Here is a 14,008-nt window from a genome sequence, read left to right as displayed (position 1 = left end):
GGGCGGCGCCCCCACCCACCGGGGACACCGCCACCTCACCTCACCCGAACCTCAGGGACCGGCCCCTGCCGCACCGGCCCCCGCCGCCCCGGCCGCACCCCACCCCCGTGCTGCGTCCCTCACCGGCCCATGACGTACTTCACCGTCGGACCGGTGGTCCAGCCGCCGTCCACCGCCAGCTCCGCACCGGTGATGTACGAGGCGGCGTCGGACAGCAGGAAGACCACCGCCCCGGCGATCTCGTGCGGCTCACCGACCCGCGCCATCGGGGTGTTGGGGTACTTCCCCTCGCCGACCTGGATGCCCACCTGCGCGGTCATCGGGGTGTACGTCATGCCCGGGTGCACGGAGTTCACCCGGACCCGCGCGGCGCCCCACTCCACCGCCCCGATCTTCGTCAGGCCGCGTACGCCCCACTTGGACGCCCCGTAACCACCGGTCAGCGCCAGGCCCATCAGACCGGCCGCCGACGAGATGTTCACGATCGAACCGGCACCGCGCTCCTTCATCGCCGGCAGCACCGTCTTCATGCCGATGAACACGCCGGTGAGGTTCACGTCGAGGACCTTGCGGAAGAAGTCCACGGGGACCGCCTCCAGGGGCGCCCCGGACGATATCCCGGCGTTGTTCACCAGTCCGTCGATCCCGCCGAACTCCGCCACCGCGAAGTCCGCGACCCGCTGCCACTCCTCCTCGGAGGTCACGTCGTGGGCCAGGAACCGCGCCCGCTCACCGAGCCGCGCCGCGGTCTGCGCGCCCTCCTCCCGGAGGACGTCGGTGAGGACGACCCGCGCACCGGCCGCGACGGCCTGTTCGGCGGCCGCCGCCCCGAGCCCGCGGGCGCCGCCGGTGATGAGGACGGTCTTGCCGCTCAGGTCCGCGGCCGGCACGGCGGGGGAGGACCCGGCCGCCGACCCGGTCGCGTGCCCCGGAACGGGCTCATCCGCCGGACCGGACGCACTCGGGGACGCACTCAGGGACGCACTCATGGGAAGGGGCTCCTTCGCTCGGTTCGGCTCGATGGGGCTCTGTTCGGCTCGGACGAGTTCGGCGCCACGCTGTTCGGCGCCAGGCTGTTCGGTTCGATGCGGCTCGCCCGGGTCCGCGCAGAGGTGTCAGGCAGGGGCGGCGGCGAGCAGGAAGGCCGTCGTCGTCCCGGTGAGATCGGCGAGAAACAGTTCCTCGCCCGTCAGCGGCTCGACACCGTCCAGGTAGTGCCGGGCCCGGTCGGCCAGCGCGGCGCCGATCAGCGTCAGCGCCAGGTCCAGCCGCTCCAGCCGCACCGGCTCCGCCAGCCCGGCGGCGGCCAGCGCGTCCTCGACGCGGCAGATCAGCCGCCAGTACGCGGTCCCGGCGAGCGTCGGGTGCGGCGTCCGGACCCGGACCCCGCTCTCGTGGCTGAGCTGCGCGGAGATCCGCAGACAGCGCCGCCCGCGGTCGCTCCGCAGCTCGGTGGCCTCCGCCGTGACCAGCACCGCGATCAGCTCCCGGAGGGCCGGTTCGCCGGCCTCCGCAACGGCCAGCAGCGGCGCCAGCGCAGCCTCCGTACGCGCCAGCCGGCCGGCCATCACGGCATCCAGCAGCCCGGCCCGCGAGCCGAAGTGGTACTGCACCGCCGACGGATTGCTCTGACCGGCCAGCGCGACGATGTCCCGTATCTGCGCACCGGCCACGCCTTGCGCCGCGAAGACCTCCTCGGCGGCACGGATCAACTTCTCCCGGGTCCCGGGGCCTGATGTCCTGGGCATGGCCCCCATTCTAATGCCCGGCATTAATAAAACGGGAAGGGGTGGGCCGGGAGTATTTCCGCACCCGCCCGGCCCCCCCAGGCCGTCTGCTGGAGCCCCGCACCCGCCCTCACTCGCCCCGCCCCCGGCCCCCGCCGGAGCAAAAAACCCACCCCACCCCACCCCACCCCTCACCGAGGCTGAAGCTCCCGTACGTCCTCGGCCGCACCGGCCCCCGGCGGCATCGCCGGATGGCTGCCGATCAGCACGATGCCCGCCACCACCGCCGCGATCCCGGCCGCCTCGAACGCCAGCGCCACGGGCGTCACCCGCAGCCGGTCGCCCAGGAACCCCACCCCGCAGAGGATCCCGGCCATCGGCTGGGCCGCGGTCAGCGCGGGCAGCGACATCCGCAGCGGCGCCGACTCGAACGCGCTCTGCACCAGCACCAGCGCCAGCACCCCCAGCACCACGATCGCGTACGGCTGCCAGCTCGTCAGCAGCGCGCCCCAGCCGCCCGCCCCGAACCGCAGCCCGCTGATCCGCGTCAACGCGTCCTGGAGTCCGTACAGCAACCCGGCCGCCACCCCCAGCAGGGCCGCCTCCAGGCTGACGTGCACCCGCTCCCGCTTCGCGATCGCCGCCAGCGCCAGCGCGACGGACAGCACCCCGCCCATGATCAACCACTGCGACAGCTGCCCCACCTCGCTGTTCCGGCCCCCGTGCGGCCGGCCGGCCACGATGAACGTGGTCACCCCGCCCGCCAGCAGCCACAACCCGGCCCACCCCTTACGGCCCAGCCGCTGCCGGGAGAGCCGCCGCGCCAGCGCCATCGCGAACAGCAGGTTCGTCGCCATCAGCGGCTCGACGAGGGTGATGTCGCCCATGCCCAGCGCCACCGCGCCCAGCGCCATCCCCATCACCATCAGCACGATTCCGGCCACCCAGCGCGGCATCCGCACCAGGTCGAGCAGCAGCCGGAAGGAGAGGTAGTCCTGCGGCGGGGCGTGCTGCGCCGCGATCTGCTGGAGGACGAATCCGGTGCCCAGGCAGCACGCCGCGGCAAGAGCGAGCAGGATCACCGTCACGTCGCACACCTCGTATCGCGGGGCGGGGGTTGCGGCCGAGGATAGTCAGCCACACGTGGCCGAAACGCGCCCCTGATATCCGCCATTCTCGCGCGCACCCGTCTGTACCACCGGCCGACGGCTGTTCCGGCTACCGCGCCCCCACCACGCCACCCACCGACGAGACGAGCCCCCCGCCCACCCGCCAGCGCCCCACCCAGCGACTGGACCGCCGAGCCGACCCTGCCCCCCCCGGCCGAGTGGACGCCGCCGATCCGGCCCTGCCCTACCAGCCCACCAGGCAGGATCAACCCCGCGACAGCCGCCACCCAGCGGCCTGCGCCGCGCGCCCCGGTCAACCGCCCCGAGCGAGCCCCGTCAGCCGCCCATCTGCTCCCGGACCCGGCGGGAGACCCGCAGCGTGTACAGGTCGAGCACCCCCGGGGGCTCGGCGATGCCGGGGCCGCCGTCGCGTATCCAGGCGGCGATGTCGGCGAGCGCGTCGTCGTCGTTCACCAGCCCCAGCCACACCGGCCGTCCGCCCGCGGCCCGGCCGGCCGCCGAAGGCTGGACCACGACCACGTTCGCCTGGTCGCAGACGTCCAGGCAGTCGGACGCGCGGACCGGCGCCGCCCCGTCGAGCGCGGCCCGCAACCCCGGTATCTGCCCGCCGTGATCCACGCCCGGGATCTTCGCCGCGTTCCCGCAGCAGCAGCCACGGCAGACGGTGACCCGGCACTGTTGCGCGGAGGCTCCGGCCGCCCGCCCGGCACGCTTCTCGATCATCCCGCCATGCTACGTGCCCCCCGGAACCCACCCCCGGCCCGTCCACAGCCGGACCCCAGCGCCACGCCCACCGAATCCCCGGCCCCACCCCCGCACCGCATCCCCCGCCCACCGAATCCCCACCCACCGAATCCTCCGCCCCCTTCCTGGATAGGAATCGGTGCATGTCCCCGACCAACCCCACGCCCCGCCCGGGTGCCGACGCGCAGCACGACGGCGCCCCGGCCGCCGCCCCGCCCCCGATCCCCGGCCCGGCCGGTCTGCCCGTCATCGGGTCCCTGCTCGACCTCCGCCGCGACTCCCTCGGGGCCTTCTTAAGAGCACAGCGCGAACACGGCGACGTCGTCCGCCTGGAAGCCGGCCCGCCCGGGCTCCGCAGCGTCTTCTACGCGGTCTTCGCGCCCGAGGGCGTCCAGCAGATCCTCGGCACCCAGGCCGCCAACTTCCGCAAGGACCACCCGCTCTACGAGGAGGTCCGCCAGGCGTTCGGCAACGGCCTGCTCACCAGCCAGGACGAGGACTACCTCCGCCAGCGCCGCCTGGTCCAGCCGCTGTTCACCCGGCGCCGGGTGGACGGGTACGCCGAGGCGGTGACCACCGAGGCGGACGCGGTCAACGCCCGCTGGCGGTCGGCCGAGAGCGGCGTGGTCGACCTCGTCCCCGAGATGAACCGGCTCGCCCTGCGCACCGTCGCCCGGATCCTGTTCGGCCTCGACGTCGAGGCCGCCGTGGAGGCCATCCACCGTTCCGCACCGGTCATCAACGACTACGTCGTCCGCCGCGCCTACGCGCCCCTGAAGGTGCCCCGCGACTGGCCCACGCCCCGGAATCTCCGCGTCCGCCGGGTCACCGACGAACTCAACGCCCTCTGCGACCGGATCATCGCCGAACGCCGCGCCGCCCTCACCGCGGCCACCCCCGCCACCCCCGAAACGTCCGAGGCCGCCCCCGCCCACAACGACCTGCTCTCCCTCCTCGCCGCCGCCGGCAACGACGAGGACGGCGCGCTCGACGCCACCGAGGTCCGCGAACAGGTCCTGATCTTCCTGCTGGCCGGGCACGAGACCACCGCCACCTCCATGGCGTTCACCCTCCACCTCCTCGCCCGGCACCCGCAGGAGCAGACCCGCATCCGCGACGAACTCACCCGCGTCCTCGGCGACCGCACCCCCACCGCCGCCGACCTGGACCGCCTCCCGCGGCTCACCCGGGCGCTCAAGGAGTCCATGCGGCTCTACCCGGCCGCCGCGGTCATCAGCCGCCGGGCGGTCGAGGCCACCGAGATCGCCGGCCACCCGCTCCCGGCCGGCGCGGACGTCGTCGTCGCCCCCTGGGTCACCCACCGGCACCCGGACCTCTGGGACGACCCCGAGCGCTTCGACCCGGACCGTTTCACTCCGGAACGGGAGGCGGAACGGCACCGGTACGCGTGGTTCCCGTTCGGCGGCGGCCCGCGCGCCTGCATCGGACAGCACTTCTCGATGCTGGAGTCGGTCCTCGCCCTGGCGACCCTGCTCCGCGCCAACGAACTGGAGGCCATCGACCAGGACGTCCCGGTGGCCGCCGGCATCACCCTCCAGCCGACCGGCCCGGCCAGGGTCCGCCTGCGCGCCCTCTGACCCCCTACGCACCAGCCCCCGGGGGCCGGCCGCCACCCGCGCCCGGCCCCCTCACCCCCTCAGAAGTGGTTGACCAACTCCCCGAACGCCGTCAGCCGCAGTACCTTCGCATCCGCCGGGTCCAACTCCTCGTGCTCCAGCACCCAGGTGTGGACGTGCGGGATGAACACCGCGTTCAGCCCGGCCGAACGGGCCGGCAGGATGTCCGACTTCGGCGAGTTCCCGATCATCCAGGCCGTCTCCGGCACCAGCCCGTACGCCCGCGTCAGCTCCTCGTACGTGGCCACGTTCTTCTCCGGGACGATGTGCACCGCGCGGAAGTGCCCGGTCAGCCCCGACGCGGCCACCTTCCGCTCCTGCTCCTCCCGGTCGCCCTTGGTCAGCAGCAGCAGTTCGTGGCGCCGCGCCAGCTCCGCCAGCGTCTCGGCCACCCCGGCGATCAGCTCCACCCGCTCTCCCGCGAACGCCGCCGCCCACCCGGTGATCCGCGCCCGCTCCGCCGCGGTGGCCGCCCGCCCCCGCACCCGCTCCACGCACTCCCCGAGGCTGTGCAGGAACACCTTGCTGCCGTACCCGAGCGTCAGCGCGTTCGCCGCCTCGATCTCGTCCAGCACGGCCCGCACCCCGCCCCGGTCCAGCCCCGGCCCCGCCAGCCACCCCGTGAACTCGTCGATCACCCGCTCGAAGATCACGTTGTTCTCCCACAACGTGTCATCCGCATCGAAGATCAGCACCGTCCGCACCCCTTCCACCCGCACCCGCCCGACAAAACCGGAGGCACCATACGCAGGGCGCCGCCCCGGCGCACCGGAAATATCCACCGACCGGGGCCTGTCCGGTTGCCGGCGCGCTTCGGCATGAGTGCGCCGTTGTGCGCCCGGGCGCGCCAGCCGCTCACGGTCAAGGAAGGTGCGACGGGGCGAGTGGCTGACGCATCGGTGTGCGGTGCGGCCGTTATGCGCGCGGAACGCTGGTAGTGGTCCTCGTGCTGTCCGGATCTGCGGAAATGATGGAGGGGATGCATGCCAGGACGACGATGGCCACGAGGACCTGGAGGTGTCTGTGTTTCATGGGCGCACTAGATCATCCGCGCGGTTGATCACACAAACTGACGGAGCTCTACTGGGAGTTGTGCTACTGCGCGCCGTTGTGCGCCCGAAGCCTGGCCAGGGCGTCTAGGCACTTCCGGTGTTCCTCCGGGTCATGGTTCTCGTGGACGAGGGCGACCGCCGCTTCGAGGCGCTGCAGGCCGGAACGGAGGTTCCCGAGCCCGGCCTCGGCGACACCGAGGCAGCGCATCGCCTGGGCCTGCTCATGGGCCGCTCCGATGGCGTTGGCGAGATCGAGGGCACTGCGGTGGTGAACGACGGCCTCGTTGCTTCGTCCGGCGGCCTGAAAGGCTTCCCCGATACCGTTCAGTGCCAGGCACTCGTTCCTCCTGTCTCCCAACTGCCGGAAGGAGAACAGCGCCTGGCGGTAGAGGTCCAGGGCCTTGTCGAGATCTTCCGGGATGGTCAGCGTCGAGGCCAAGGTCAGCTGGATGATCGCCTGGTCCGAGCGGCTCCCGGTCGCCATGCTGATGTCGAGCGACCGCTGCAGCGTACGGAGAGCGGCCTCGCGGTCGTCCATGGCCAGGTAGAGGTCCGACAGATTGTTCAGCGCCCGCGATTCCTCCCGGGAATCGCCCACCGCGCGAAACCCCTGCAAGGCCGCCTCGAAGCATGCCATGGACGAGGCGTGGTGGCCCAGGTACAGGTGGGTGATCCCGAGGTTGTTCTGCGAGCGTGCGATCTGGAACGGGTCGCCGAGTCGGCTGCGCAGTTCCAGCACGGTGTGCTGCGTCCGCAACGCCGAGTCGAGCTGTCCGAGATGCCAGTGGATCACGCCCAGCAGGTGGAGGGCCTCGACCTCGATCGCGGTGTCGCCCGCCTCGCGGGCCAGCCCCAGGGCTCGCTGAGCGCATGTGATGGCCTCCGGATAGCGCGAGGAGTGCGACAGGGTGGCGCACAGGTCGATCAGCGCATGGGCCTCCGGCCGGGCTTCGCCGGAGGCGTGCCAGTGGTCGACGGCATGCCGGTGCATCCGTTCCGCTTCGGGCCAGTAGCCCTCGCCGTCGAGGAATCCCGCCAAGACGTGGGCGAGTCGGGCGGCCTGGCGAGGCCGGCCGCGGGTCCGTGCGTGGTCCTCTGCTGTGACCAGAGCGGTGCGCTCGGCCGTCAGCCAGTTCTTGGCCTCCTGGGAGCCACTCCAGGGCGGGAGGGGGAAGCGCTCCGCGCTGTGACGGATGTCGAGCCGGTGGCGGCGCGGATACATCAGGCGGTCCGCCCGGTCCGCCGCCTGGAGGTAGAAGTCGACCAGTCGGGCGACCATGCGTTCGCGCTCGTCGGCGGTGTCCTCGGCACGGGCGAGGGTGAGCGCGTACTCCCCGAGCAAGTCGTGGAAGCGGAAGCGGTCCGGTGCGGGCTCCTGGAGCAGATGTGATTCGAGCAGCGCCTCCAGGATGCGTTCGGTGCTGTGCAGGGGCAGAGCGGTGAGTGCGGTGGCGGCATGGAGACCGAATTCCTGGCTCAGGTGGAGACTGAGGGCCCGGAAGGCCGTCCTCTGCTCCTTGGTGAGTGCGATGTAGGACATCTTGAAGGTCCGGGCGATCTCCATGTAAGGGTCCCGGAACTCACCGAGCCGGTCTTCCCCGCGCGACAACCGCTGGATCAAGTGGCCCGTGGTCCAGGAAGGCCGGGACACCAGGCGTCCGGCAGCGAGTTCGATGGCCAGCGGGAGGTGTCCGCACAGTCGCACGATCGTCGCGACGTCCTGGGGGTCGTCGGCACGTTCGGCTCCCACCAGCCGCACGAACAGCGCGTTCGCGTCGTCGGTGGGGAGGACGTCGAGAACGATGGAGCGGACGCCGGGCAGCCCGGAGAGCCGCCGGCGGCTGGTAATGATGATCAAGGACGGCGAGTTGCCGGGCAGCAGCGGGCGGAGCTGCTCGGGGTCCGCGGCGTCGTCCAGAATGATCAGTGCGCGGCGGGTGCTGAGCATGGTCCGCCACAGAGAGCTGAGTTCCTCCAGACCCTGGGGAATGCTGGTGGCGGGAACACCCAGGATGCGCAGCAGCGCGGTGAGGGCCGCCTGCGGGGTGAGGGGCTCCGCGCCGGGGGAGTGAGCCCGCAGGTCGAGCAGCAACTGGGCGTCCGGGAAGTGTTTGCCGAGGCGGCGCGCGGCGTGCAGGGCCAGCAGGGATTTACCGACGCCGCCCATGCCGCTGATCGCCTGCAATGCGATCACGCCGCCTTTTGACGAGGGCATCTGGAGAGCACTCAGTTCCGCCTCACGGCCGACCAGTTCGCCGTGGCTGGGGAGGTTGTTCGGTACCGGCCGGGCCGCGGACGGACGCCGTCCGGTGAAGAGGTCGTCGACGGGTGCCTGGCGCAGGATGAGCCGATGGAGCCGGGTCAGGGTTTCGCCGGGATCCGCCCCCAGCTCTGCCTGGAGCCGCCGCCGGGCGGCCTCGTACGCACGCAGAGCGTCGGCCTGCCGTCCACAGCCGTAATCGGCCACCATCAGATGGCCGATCAGGGTCTCGTCGGTCGGGTGGCGTTCGACCAGCGTGGTCAGTTCGGCCACGACTTCCGCGAAGTGGCCCCTCCGTAACTCGATGCCGATCCGGTTGAGCGTCGAGGCGAGGCGCTGCTCGTCGAGGGCTGCCCGGATGCTCTCGGCCCACCAGCCGGTCAGCCCCGCGAGGGCTTCCCCCCGCCAGAGGGCACCCGCCTCCTTCAGCAGGACGAGCGCCTTCTCGTCGTCGCCGCTGTCGATCAGCGCGCGGGCCTGTGCAGCGAGGTGCCGGAAGCGGTGGTAGTCCACGCGCTCCGGCTCCACGTCGAGCGTGTAGGTATGAGTCTGCTGGGTGAGGCGCGCCGCCCCGCCGGCCCCCCGCAACCGTCGGCGGATCCGGGCGGCGTAGCTGTGCAGGCTGCCGCGGGGCTTCGCCGGGGGCTCGTCGTCCCACAGATGGTGAATGAGTGCGTTGAGCGAAACCGGCTGTCCTGCGTCGATCGCCAGTGCGGCGAGGACCAGACGTTCCTTTGCGGAGCCGAGTGGGTCGCGGTGCCCGTCAAGACGGAGTTCCACCGAGCCCAGGATGAGGATGTCGAAGTCCACCAGCGCCCCCTATCGCCGGTCGGTCCCCGCTCGTCGTGCCCAAAGAATGACATGACGTCACCTGGGTCGCCAGGCCGCGCGCAGTGTTGGCGGGTATTCGCCCAGGGCCGCTCCCCCGCTCGGCGCACGGTCTACTTCGTTCCCGCAGCGGGTACTCGTCAGCTGACCGAGCATGTGAGCGAGCCCTGCGCGCCACTGCACGGGCGGGGGAGGGAGGCGGTCGACGTGGAGCCGGTGACGGTCCCTGAGCTGGTTGCCGCCCTGTCCGAGGCCACCACCGCACGGACCTGGGACGAGCTGGTACAGGCAGTGCTGCCGCAGGGGGTGACCCTGTCGGGGGAATATGCCAGGACGGATCCTGAGGGCCTCCTGCTGAGGATGATCACGGCGGCCCGGACCGTCCCCCCTGATACGGCACGGGTCCGCGCCCTTGCCGAGCTCCTGGCGCAGGAGGCGCGGTCCCGTCCGGCGTTCGCCGGCGCCCTGCGCACGTGGCTCGTCCGCACCGAGCCACGCCTATCCTTCGGAGCCGTGAACACCATTGGCGGCTCCGGGCAGGTCACCGGGCTTGCCCTGCAGACCCACGAGGTGCACGGCGGGGTCCACTTCCACCAGGGCGCGACGCCGCCTGCGGAACGGAAACTGCCGGTGCCCCGCCAACTCCTGCCGGGGCCGCCCCACTTCACCGGCCGGGACGGCGAACTCGGCGCACTGGACGCGCTGCTCGCGGAGAAGCGGCAGGCCGGCACACCACTGGTCGTCGTGGTGAGCGGCTCCGCGGGGGTGGGCAAGACCGCGCTGTCCTCCCGCTGGCTGGGCCGCCTCAGCGAGGAAGGGGCGTTCCCGGACGGACAGCTGTACGTGGACCTCCGCGGTCACTCACCGGAGGCACCCGTGCCCCCGGGCGAGGTGCTCGGCCGTTTCCTGCGGGCTTACGGCATCGATCGCATTCCGGCCGAGACCGCCGAACAAGCGGCACTGTGGCGCTCCGCCACGGCCGGTCTGCGGATTGCCGTCATGCTGGACAACGCCCTGAGCGCTGCGCAGGTGCGTCCGCTGCTTCCCGGTACGGCCGGCAGCCTCGTGGTGGTCACCAGCCGCCGCCGGCTGACCAGCCTCGGTGTGGACGGCGCGGCGTTCCACCAGCTCGGCCTGTTGGGCCGGGCCTCCGCGGTGGAGTTACTGGCCCGCCGGGTCGGCACCCACCGGGTCGCGAGGGAACGCGCCCAGGCGCGCGAGGTGGCCGCCCGGTGCGCCGGGTTACCGCTGGCCCTGTGTCTGGCCGGCGCCCGGCTCGCCGCACGTCCGCAGCAGTCCCTGGCGACGATGGCCGGAGTCCTCGGCGAGGACGGTGCGGCACTCGTGGCCCTGCGCGCAGAGGGGGAACGGACGGTAGGAGCGGTCCTGGACGAGTCGTACCGCGCCCTGCCCCCTGCCGCCGCGCGCGCCTACCGGTGCCTGGGACTGGCCCCGGTCGTCACGTTCGGGAGGAGCGTTGCCGCGGCCGCGTGTGGGACACCGGAGGCGGAGATCGGCCTGCTCCTCGATGAACTGATCGAGGACAACCTCGTCGAGGACCTGCCGACCGACCGCACCGACGGCTCGGAGCGCTTTCGCATGCACGACCTTGTACGGGCCCACGCCAGGGAGACCGCTCTGCGCGAGGACCCGCCGGTCGACCGGCAGGCCGTCGTCCGCCGGGTCACGGACCTGTACCTGGCCCGGGCGACCGCGGCCGAGGCACTGCTGACCCCGAGCCACCGCAGGCTCCGCCGTGCCTACGCCTACGAGCCCGGGGAGCCGGCCGCGTTCGGTGACGAGGGTACGGCTCTGAACTGGCTGGACACCGAACGCTCGCACCTCATGGCCATGGTGCGGGGCGCGGTGGACGCCGGGTGGGACGCGACTGCCTGGCAACTGGTCGATGCGATGTTCCCGCTGTTCCTGCGGCTGCGGCCATACGACCTGTGGATCGAGGCACACGAGATCGGGCTGGCCGCGGCACGCCGCGACGGCGACCGGGCGGCCGAGAGCCGGATGCTCACCTCAGGCGGTGTGGGGCTCCGCGGCGCCGGACGGTACGACGACGCTGTGGAGTGGTTCACCCAGGCGCTGGCGGTCGCTCAGCGGGACGGTGACCGCCGCGCCGAGGCCCAGTCACTGCACGGCCTCGGGCAGTCGCACCTCCTCGCCGGCCGGCTGGAGCCCGCCACCCTTTTCTTCACCCGGGCGCTCGAACTCCGCGAGGCCATTGGCCACCGCCGGGGCGCCGCGCTCACCCGGCTGTCCCTCGGCGAGTTGGCGCTGGCCGACGGCCGCCCGGCCGCAGCGATCGCCCCGCTCACCCGTGCCAGGGAAGAGCTACTCGCCGCGAGTGACCCGTACGACGCCGCACGGGCCCTCGCCTACCTGGGACTCGCCCGTGCGCAGGCGTCCGGCGACCGCGATCGCGCCGACAGCCAGTTGCGCCAGGCTCTCGATGAGTTCACCAGGACCGGTTCGGTCCACTGGCAGGCCCGTGTCTGGGAGTTCCTCGGCCAGACGGCCGAGGCCGGCGGCGACATGTCGCGGGCCGGGGACTGCTATGCGCGGTCCCTGGCCCTGTATGAACCCGTCAGCGCGGCCGACGCCCGGCGGCTGAGGGAGCGATTATCCGCCCGCCGCCCCGGCTCCGGCTCCTGAGGTCTCGAACCGGTACGTCCGCCCTGCACACAGGAACAGACCGGACCCAAGCGCCTCCAGCGGTCGCAGGGCCACCACCCAACTGTGCAGCAACGAGGCCAGCAGCACGGGATCCCATCCGGGGTCCAGGTGGTCGCCGCCGATGGTCGTGAGCATCCGCATCCCGGTCCGGGCGGCCGCGACGCACCCTTTGCTGCCGGCCCGGAGCAGCACGAAGAGACAGCCGGGGTAGCGGCCCAGGAGCGACCGGGCCAGTTCCGGGCCTCCCGTCCCGTACAGTACGTCGGCGCACTGCCGCCATGCCTCGTCCGGACACCGGTCGAGGTCGACGCTGACGCAGTCCTGGTCCGGGACGATGGTCGTGGCGCAGCAGCCCACGATCAGCAGGCCGCTGCGCGGCATCGGGTCACCGTCCGGCGTGCGCACGCCCGCACCCCCCGTCCCTCCTGCGGTGCCTGCCCTTGTGCCGCGGCCCCGGACGCCTTTCCTTCGCCCCGCAGAGCGGCCCGGGCGGCGGCAGAGCCTCGGTCGCCGGGGTGTATGCGGGCTGTCCGATACCGAGCATCCGGTACATCAGCCGCCGCATGTTCCGCTGGAAGCGGCCTGGTTCCGAGGAGATCCGCGCCGCGATCCGGGCATACTCCTGCGCCGGGTACTCCGCCGCGGCGTAGGCGAGTTGCTCCGTGAGGGGGTGCGCGGGCGACAGCGCAGGCGCAGCGAGTGCCAGTGCCGCACCCGGGGATTCCGGGTTGACGTCCTGCCCGGGGAATCGGGCGAGCAGGATCGAGGCCCGGGTCATTGTGGCGTAGAGAGTGACCGAACCGTGGTCACCGATCACCCAGTCCGCCGCGATCAGCGGCGCGCGCCAGTCTGCCTCCTGCGGAAACACCGTGATGCCGGACCGTCGGCACGCCGCCAGCCAGGCCCCCACCTGCCAGCTGCCGTGGCCCGCCCAGACGTTCGGGTGCACCAGGATCGCGGTCCGGTACACGTGCTGCGGCAGCTCGGCCAGGAGTCGGGGCAGCAGGGCGTCGAGCCGGTTGAAGGATGAGCCCAGGCCCCAGGTCGAACTGACGAGCACCAGCTTCTGGCCGGCCCGCAGCCCCAGGGCGCTGCGGTACCGCTCCCGCAGGGGCAGGCTCTTCGCGATCCGGTCGTAGCAGCCGTCCCCGACCACCTCGGCGATGGGAAGTGCCTCCGGACAGGCCCGTTCCAGCTGTGCCAGCTCATCACGGTGTGCCAGGCCGAAAGCCTTCGGGACCACTTTTCCGTTCCACATCAGATACTTGCGCCCCAGCCCGCCCACGCTCCGCGGGGTTCCCGGACGGTCGTCCGCCACGCGGGACAGCTTGAGGTGCCCGGCACCGTGCGGCAGGCGGATCAGCGGTGCGCGCACCTGCTCGGTCCCCTGCGACCCGGCGGCCAGCGCCAGGTCGAAATCCGTGCGCACGGCCTCCTCCCAGGGCAGCACGGCGGCGCCGAGGGACCGCAGCAGCCGGTCCGCCCCGCTGTTGAACGCGTGCGGGGCAAGGGTGAAGGCCACCTGCACCCGGAAATCGGATTCCAGCAGCGGCAGCAGATCACACAGTCGTTTGCCGTACACCTCGGTGTGGATGATGAACAGGATCTTCTTGCAGCCGGGCAGTGTGAGCCACTGGCCCGGATTCCTCTGTAAGGCCCCCGAGGGCCCGATGGCGGCAGACATGATCCCCCAGTCGTCATGTTCTGGTCAGTCCAGTGGTGGACTGCCCGGTACCGCCGACGGAAGCCTTGCCGGGGGCTTGCCGAATCCTTGCAGTGCACGTGGCGGCGCTCGGTCCCACCACGACGGCCCGGGGAGTCCCGCATACAGAACCCCCGAAAACACCAACGGTCCGCGATCACCCGATCATGGTCCATCGCTATGTGTGCCCCTGTGTGCCCACCCGGTCCGGGACGCCGGAGGAGCCTCGCGGAGGAGCAAGAT

10 protein-coding genes are annotated in these 14,008 nt (G+C 72.2%); 2 read left to right on the top strand and 8 right to left on the bottom strand.

The window, feature by feature from the left end; all coding sequences use genetic code 11:
- Positions 1-119: 119 nt before the first annotated feature.
- From MUU72_RS08570 to MUU72_RS08555, 4 genes are all read right to left on the bottom strand, one after another.
- Entirely contained in the window at positions 120-989 is an 870-nt protein-coding gene (locus MUU72_RS08570; protein ID WP_248012549.1) for a glucose 1-dehydrogenase, read from the bottom strand.
- A 126-nt stretch (positions 990-1,115) separates the two neighbouring features.
- A complete protein-coding gene (locus tag MUU72_RS08565) occupies positions 1,116-1,748 on the bottom strand; it encodes a TetR/AcrR family transcriptional regulator (protein WP_248012548.1) in 633 nt (210 codons plus the stop codon).
- 170 nt (positions 1,749-1,918) lie between these two features.
- Entirely contained in the window at positions 1,919-2,815 is an 897-nt protein-coding gene (locus MUU72_RS08560) for a DMT family transporter (RefSeq protein ID WP_248012547.1), read from the bottom strand.
- A 357-nt stretch (positions 2,816-3,172) separates the two neighbouring features.
- A complete protein-coding gene (locus tag MUU72_RS08555; RefSeq protein WP_248012546.1) occupies positions 3,173-3,580 on the bottom strand; it encodes a (2Fe-2S) ferredoxin domain-containing protein in 408 nt (135 codons plus the stop codon).
- A 164-nt stretch (positions 3,581-3,744) separates the two neighbouring features.
- Here MUU72_RS08555 and MUU72_RS08550 point away from each other — a divergent pair, with 164 nt between their 5' ends.
- Positions 3,745-5,199 carry a cytochrome P450 gene (locus MUU72_RS08550; RefSeq protein ID WP_248012545.1) on the top strand — a complete coding sequence of 485 codons (1,455 nt, stop codon included), beginning with the start codon at positions 3,745-3,747 and terminating at the stop codon, positions 5,197-5,199.
- A gap of 59 nt (positions 5,200-5,258) precedes the next feature.
- Here the strand turns inward: MUU72_RS08550 and MUU72_RS08545 are convergent, their stop codons facing one another.
- Together MUU72_RS08545 and MUU72_RS08540 are read right to left on the bottom strand one after the other, a co-directional pair.
- A complete protein-coding gene (locus tag MUU72_RS08545; protein WP_248012647.1) occupies positions 5,259-5,942 on the bottom strand; it encodes an HAD family hydrolase in 684 nt (227 codons plus the stop codon).
- A 391-nt stretch (positions 5,943-6,333) separates the two neighbouring features.
- Positions 6,334-9,360 (bottom strand): AfsR/SARP family transcriptional regulator, encoded by a 3,027-nt coding sequence (locus MUU72_RS08540; RefSeq protein WP_248012544.1) that lies wholly within the window; start codon positions 9,358-9,360, stop codon positions 6,334-6,336.
- Between the two features lie 531 nt (positions 9,361-9,891).
- On the opposite strand from MUU72_RS08540, the gene MUU72_RS08535 reads away from it, so the two are divergent.
- Positions 9,892-12,042 carry a tetratricopeptide repeat protein gene (locus MUU72_RS08535; protein WP_248012543.1) on the top strand — a complete coding sequence of 717 codons (2,151 nt, stop codon included), beginning with the start codon at positions 9,892-9,894 and terminating at the stop codon, positions 12,040-12,042.
- Here MUU72_RS08535 and MUU72_RS08530 read toward each other — a convergent pair.
- Together MUU72_RS08530 and MUU72_RS08525 are read right to left on the bottom strand one after the other, a co-directional pair.
- Positions 12,010-12,444, bottom strand: coding sequence for a hypothetical protein (locus MUU72_RS08530; RefSeq protein WP_248012542.1), 435 nt, complete (start codon positions 12,442-12,444; stop codon positions 12,010-12,012). The genes MUU72_RS08535 and MUU72_RS08530 overlap by 33 nt on opposite strands.
- Before the next feature lie 4 nt (positions 12,445-12,448).
- The gene (locus tag MUU72_RS08525) at positions 12,449-13,747 is read right to left on the bottom strand and encodes a hypothetical protein (protein ID WP_248012541.1); all 1,299 of its coding nucleotides are present in this window, start codon (positions 13,745-13,747) and stop codon (positions 12,449-12,451) included.
- Positions 13,748-14,008: the final 261 nt, after the last annotated feature.

It is taken from the genome of Streptomyces rhizoryzae (assembly GCF_023155275.1).
In the GTDB taxonomy this organism is placed as follows: Bacteria; Actinomycetota; Actinomycetes; order Streptomycetales; family Streptomycetaceae; genus Streptomyces; species Streptomyces rhizoryzae.
This window is presented reverse-complemented; position numbering and strand designations above follow the sequence as displayed.

Coding starts and splice junctions, on each gene's coding strand:
- MUU72_RS08570 (WP_248012549.1), bottom strand. CDS start 989: ATGAGTGCGTCCCTGAGTGCGTCCCCGAGTGCGTCCGGTCCGGCGGAT.
- MUU72_RS08565 (WP_248012548.1), bottom strand. CDS start 1,748: ATGCCCAGGACATCAGGCCCCGGGACCCGGGAGAAGTTGATCCGTGCC.
- MUU72_RS08555 (WP_248012546.1), bottom strand. CDS start 3,580: ATGATCGAGAAGCGTGCCGGGCGGGCGGCCGGAGCCTCCGCGCAACAG.
- MUU72_RS08550 (WP_248012545.1), top strand. CDS start 3,745: ATGTCCCCGACCAACCCCACGCCCCGCCCGGGTGCCGACGCGCAGCAC.
- MUU72_RS08530 (WP_248012542.1), bottom strand. CDS start 12,444: ATGCCGCGCAGCGGCCTGCTGATCGTGGGCTGCTGCGCCACGACCATC.
- MUU72_RS08525 (WP_248012541.1), bottom strand. CDS start 13,747: ATGTCTGCCGCCATCGGGCCCTCGGGGGCCTTACAGAGGAATCCGGGC.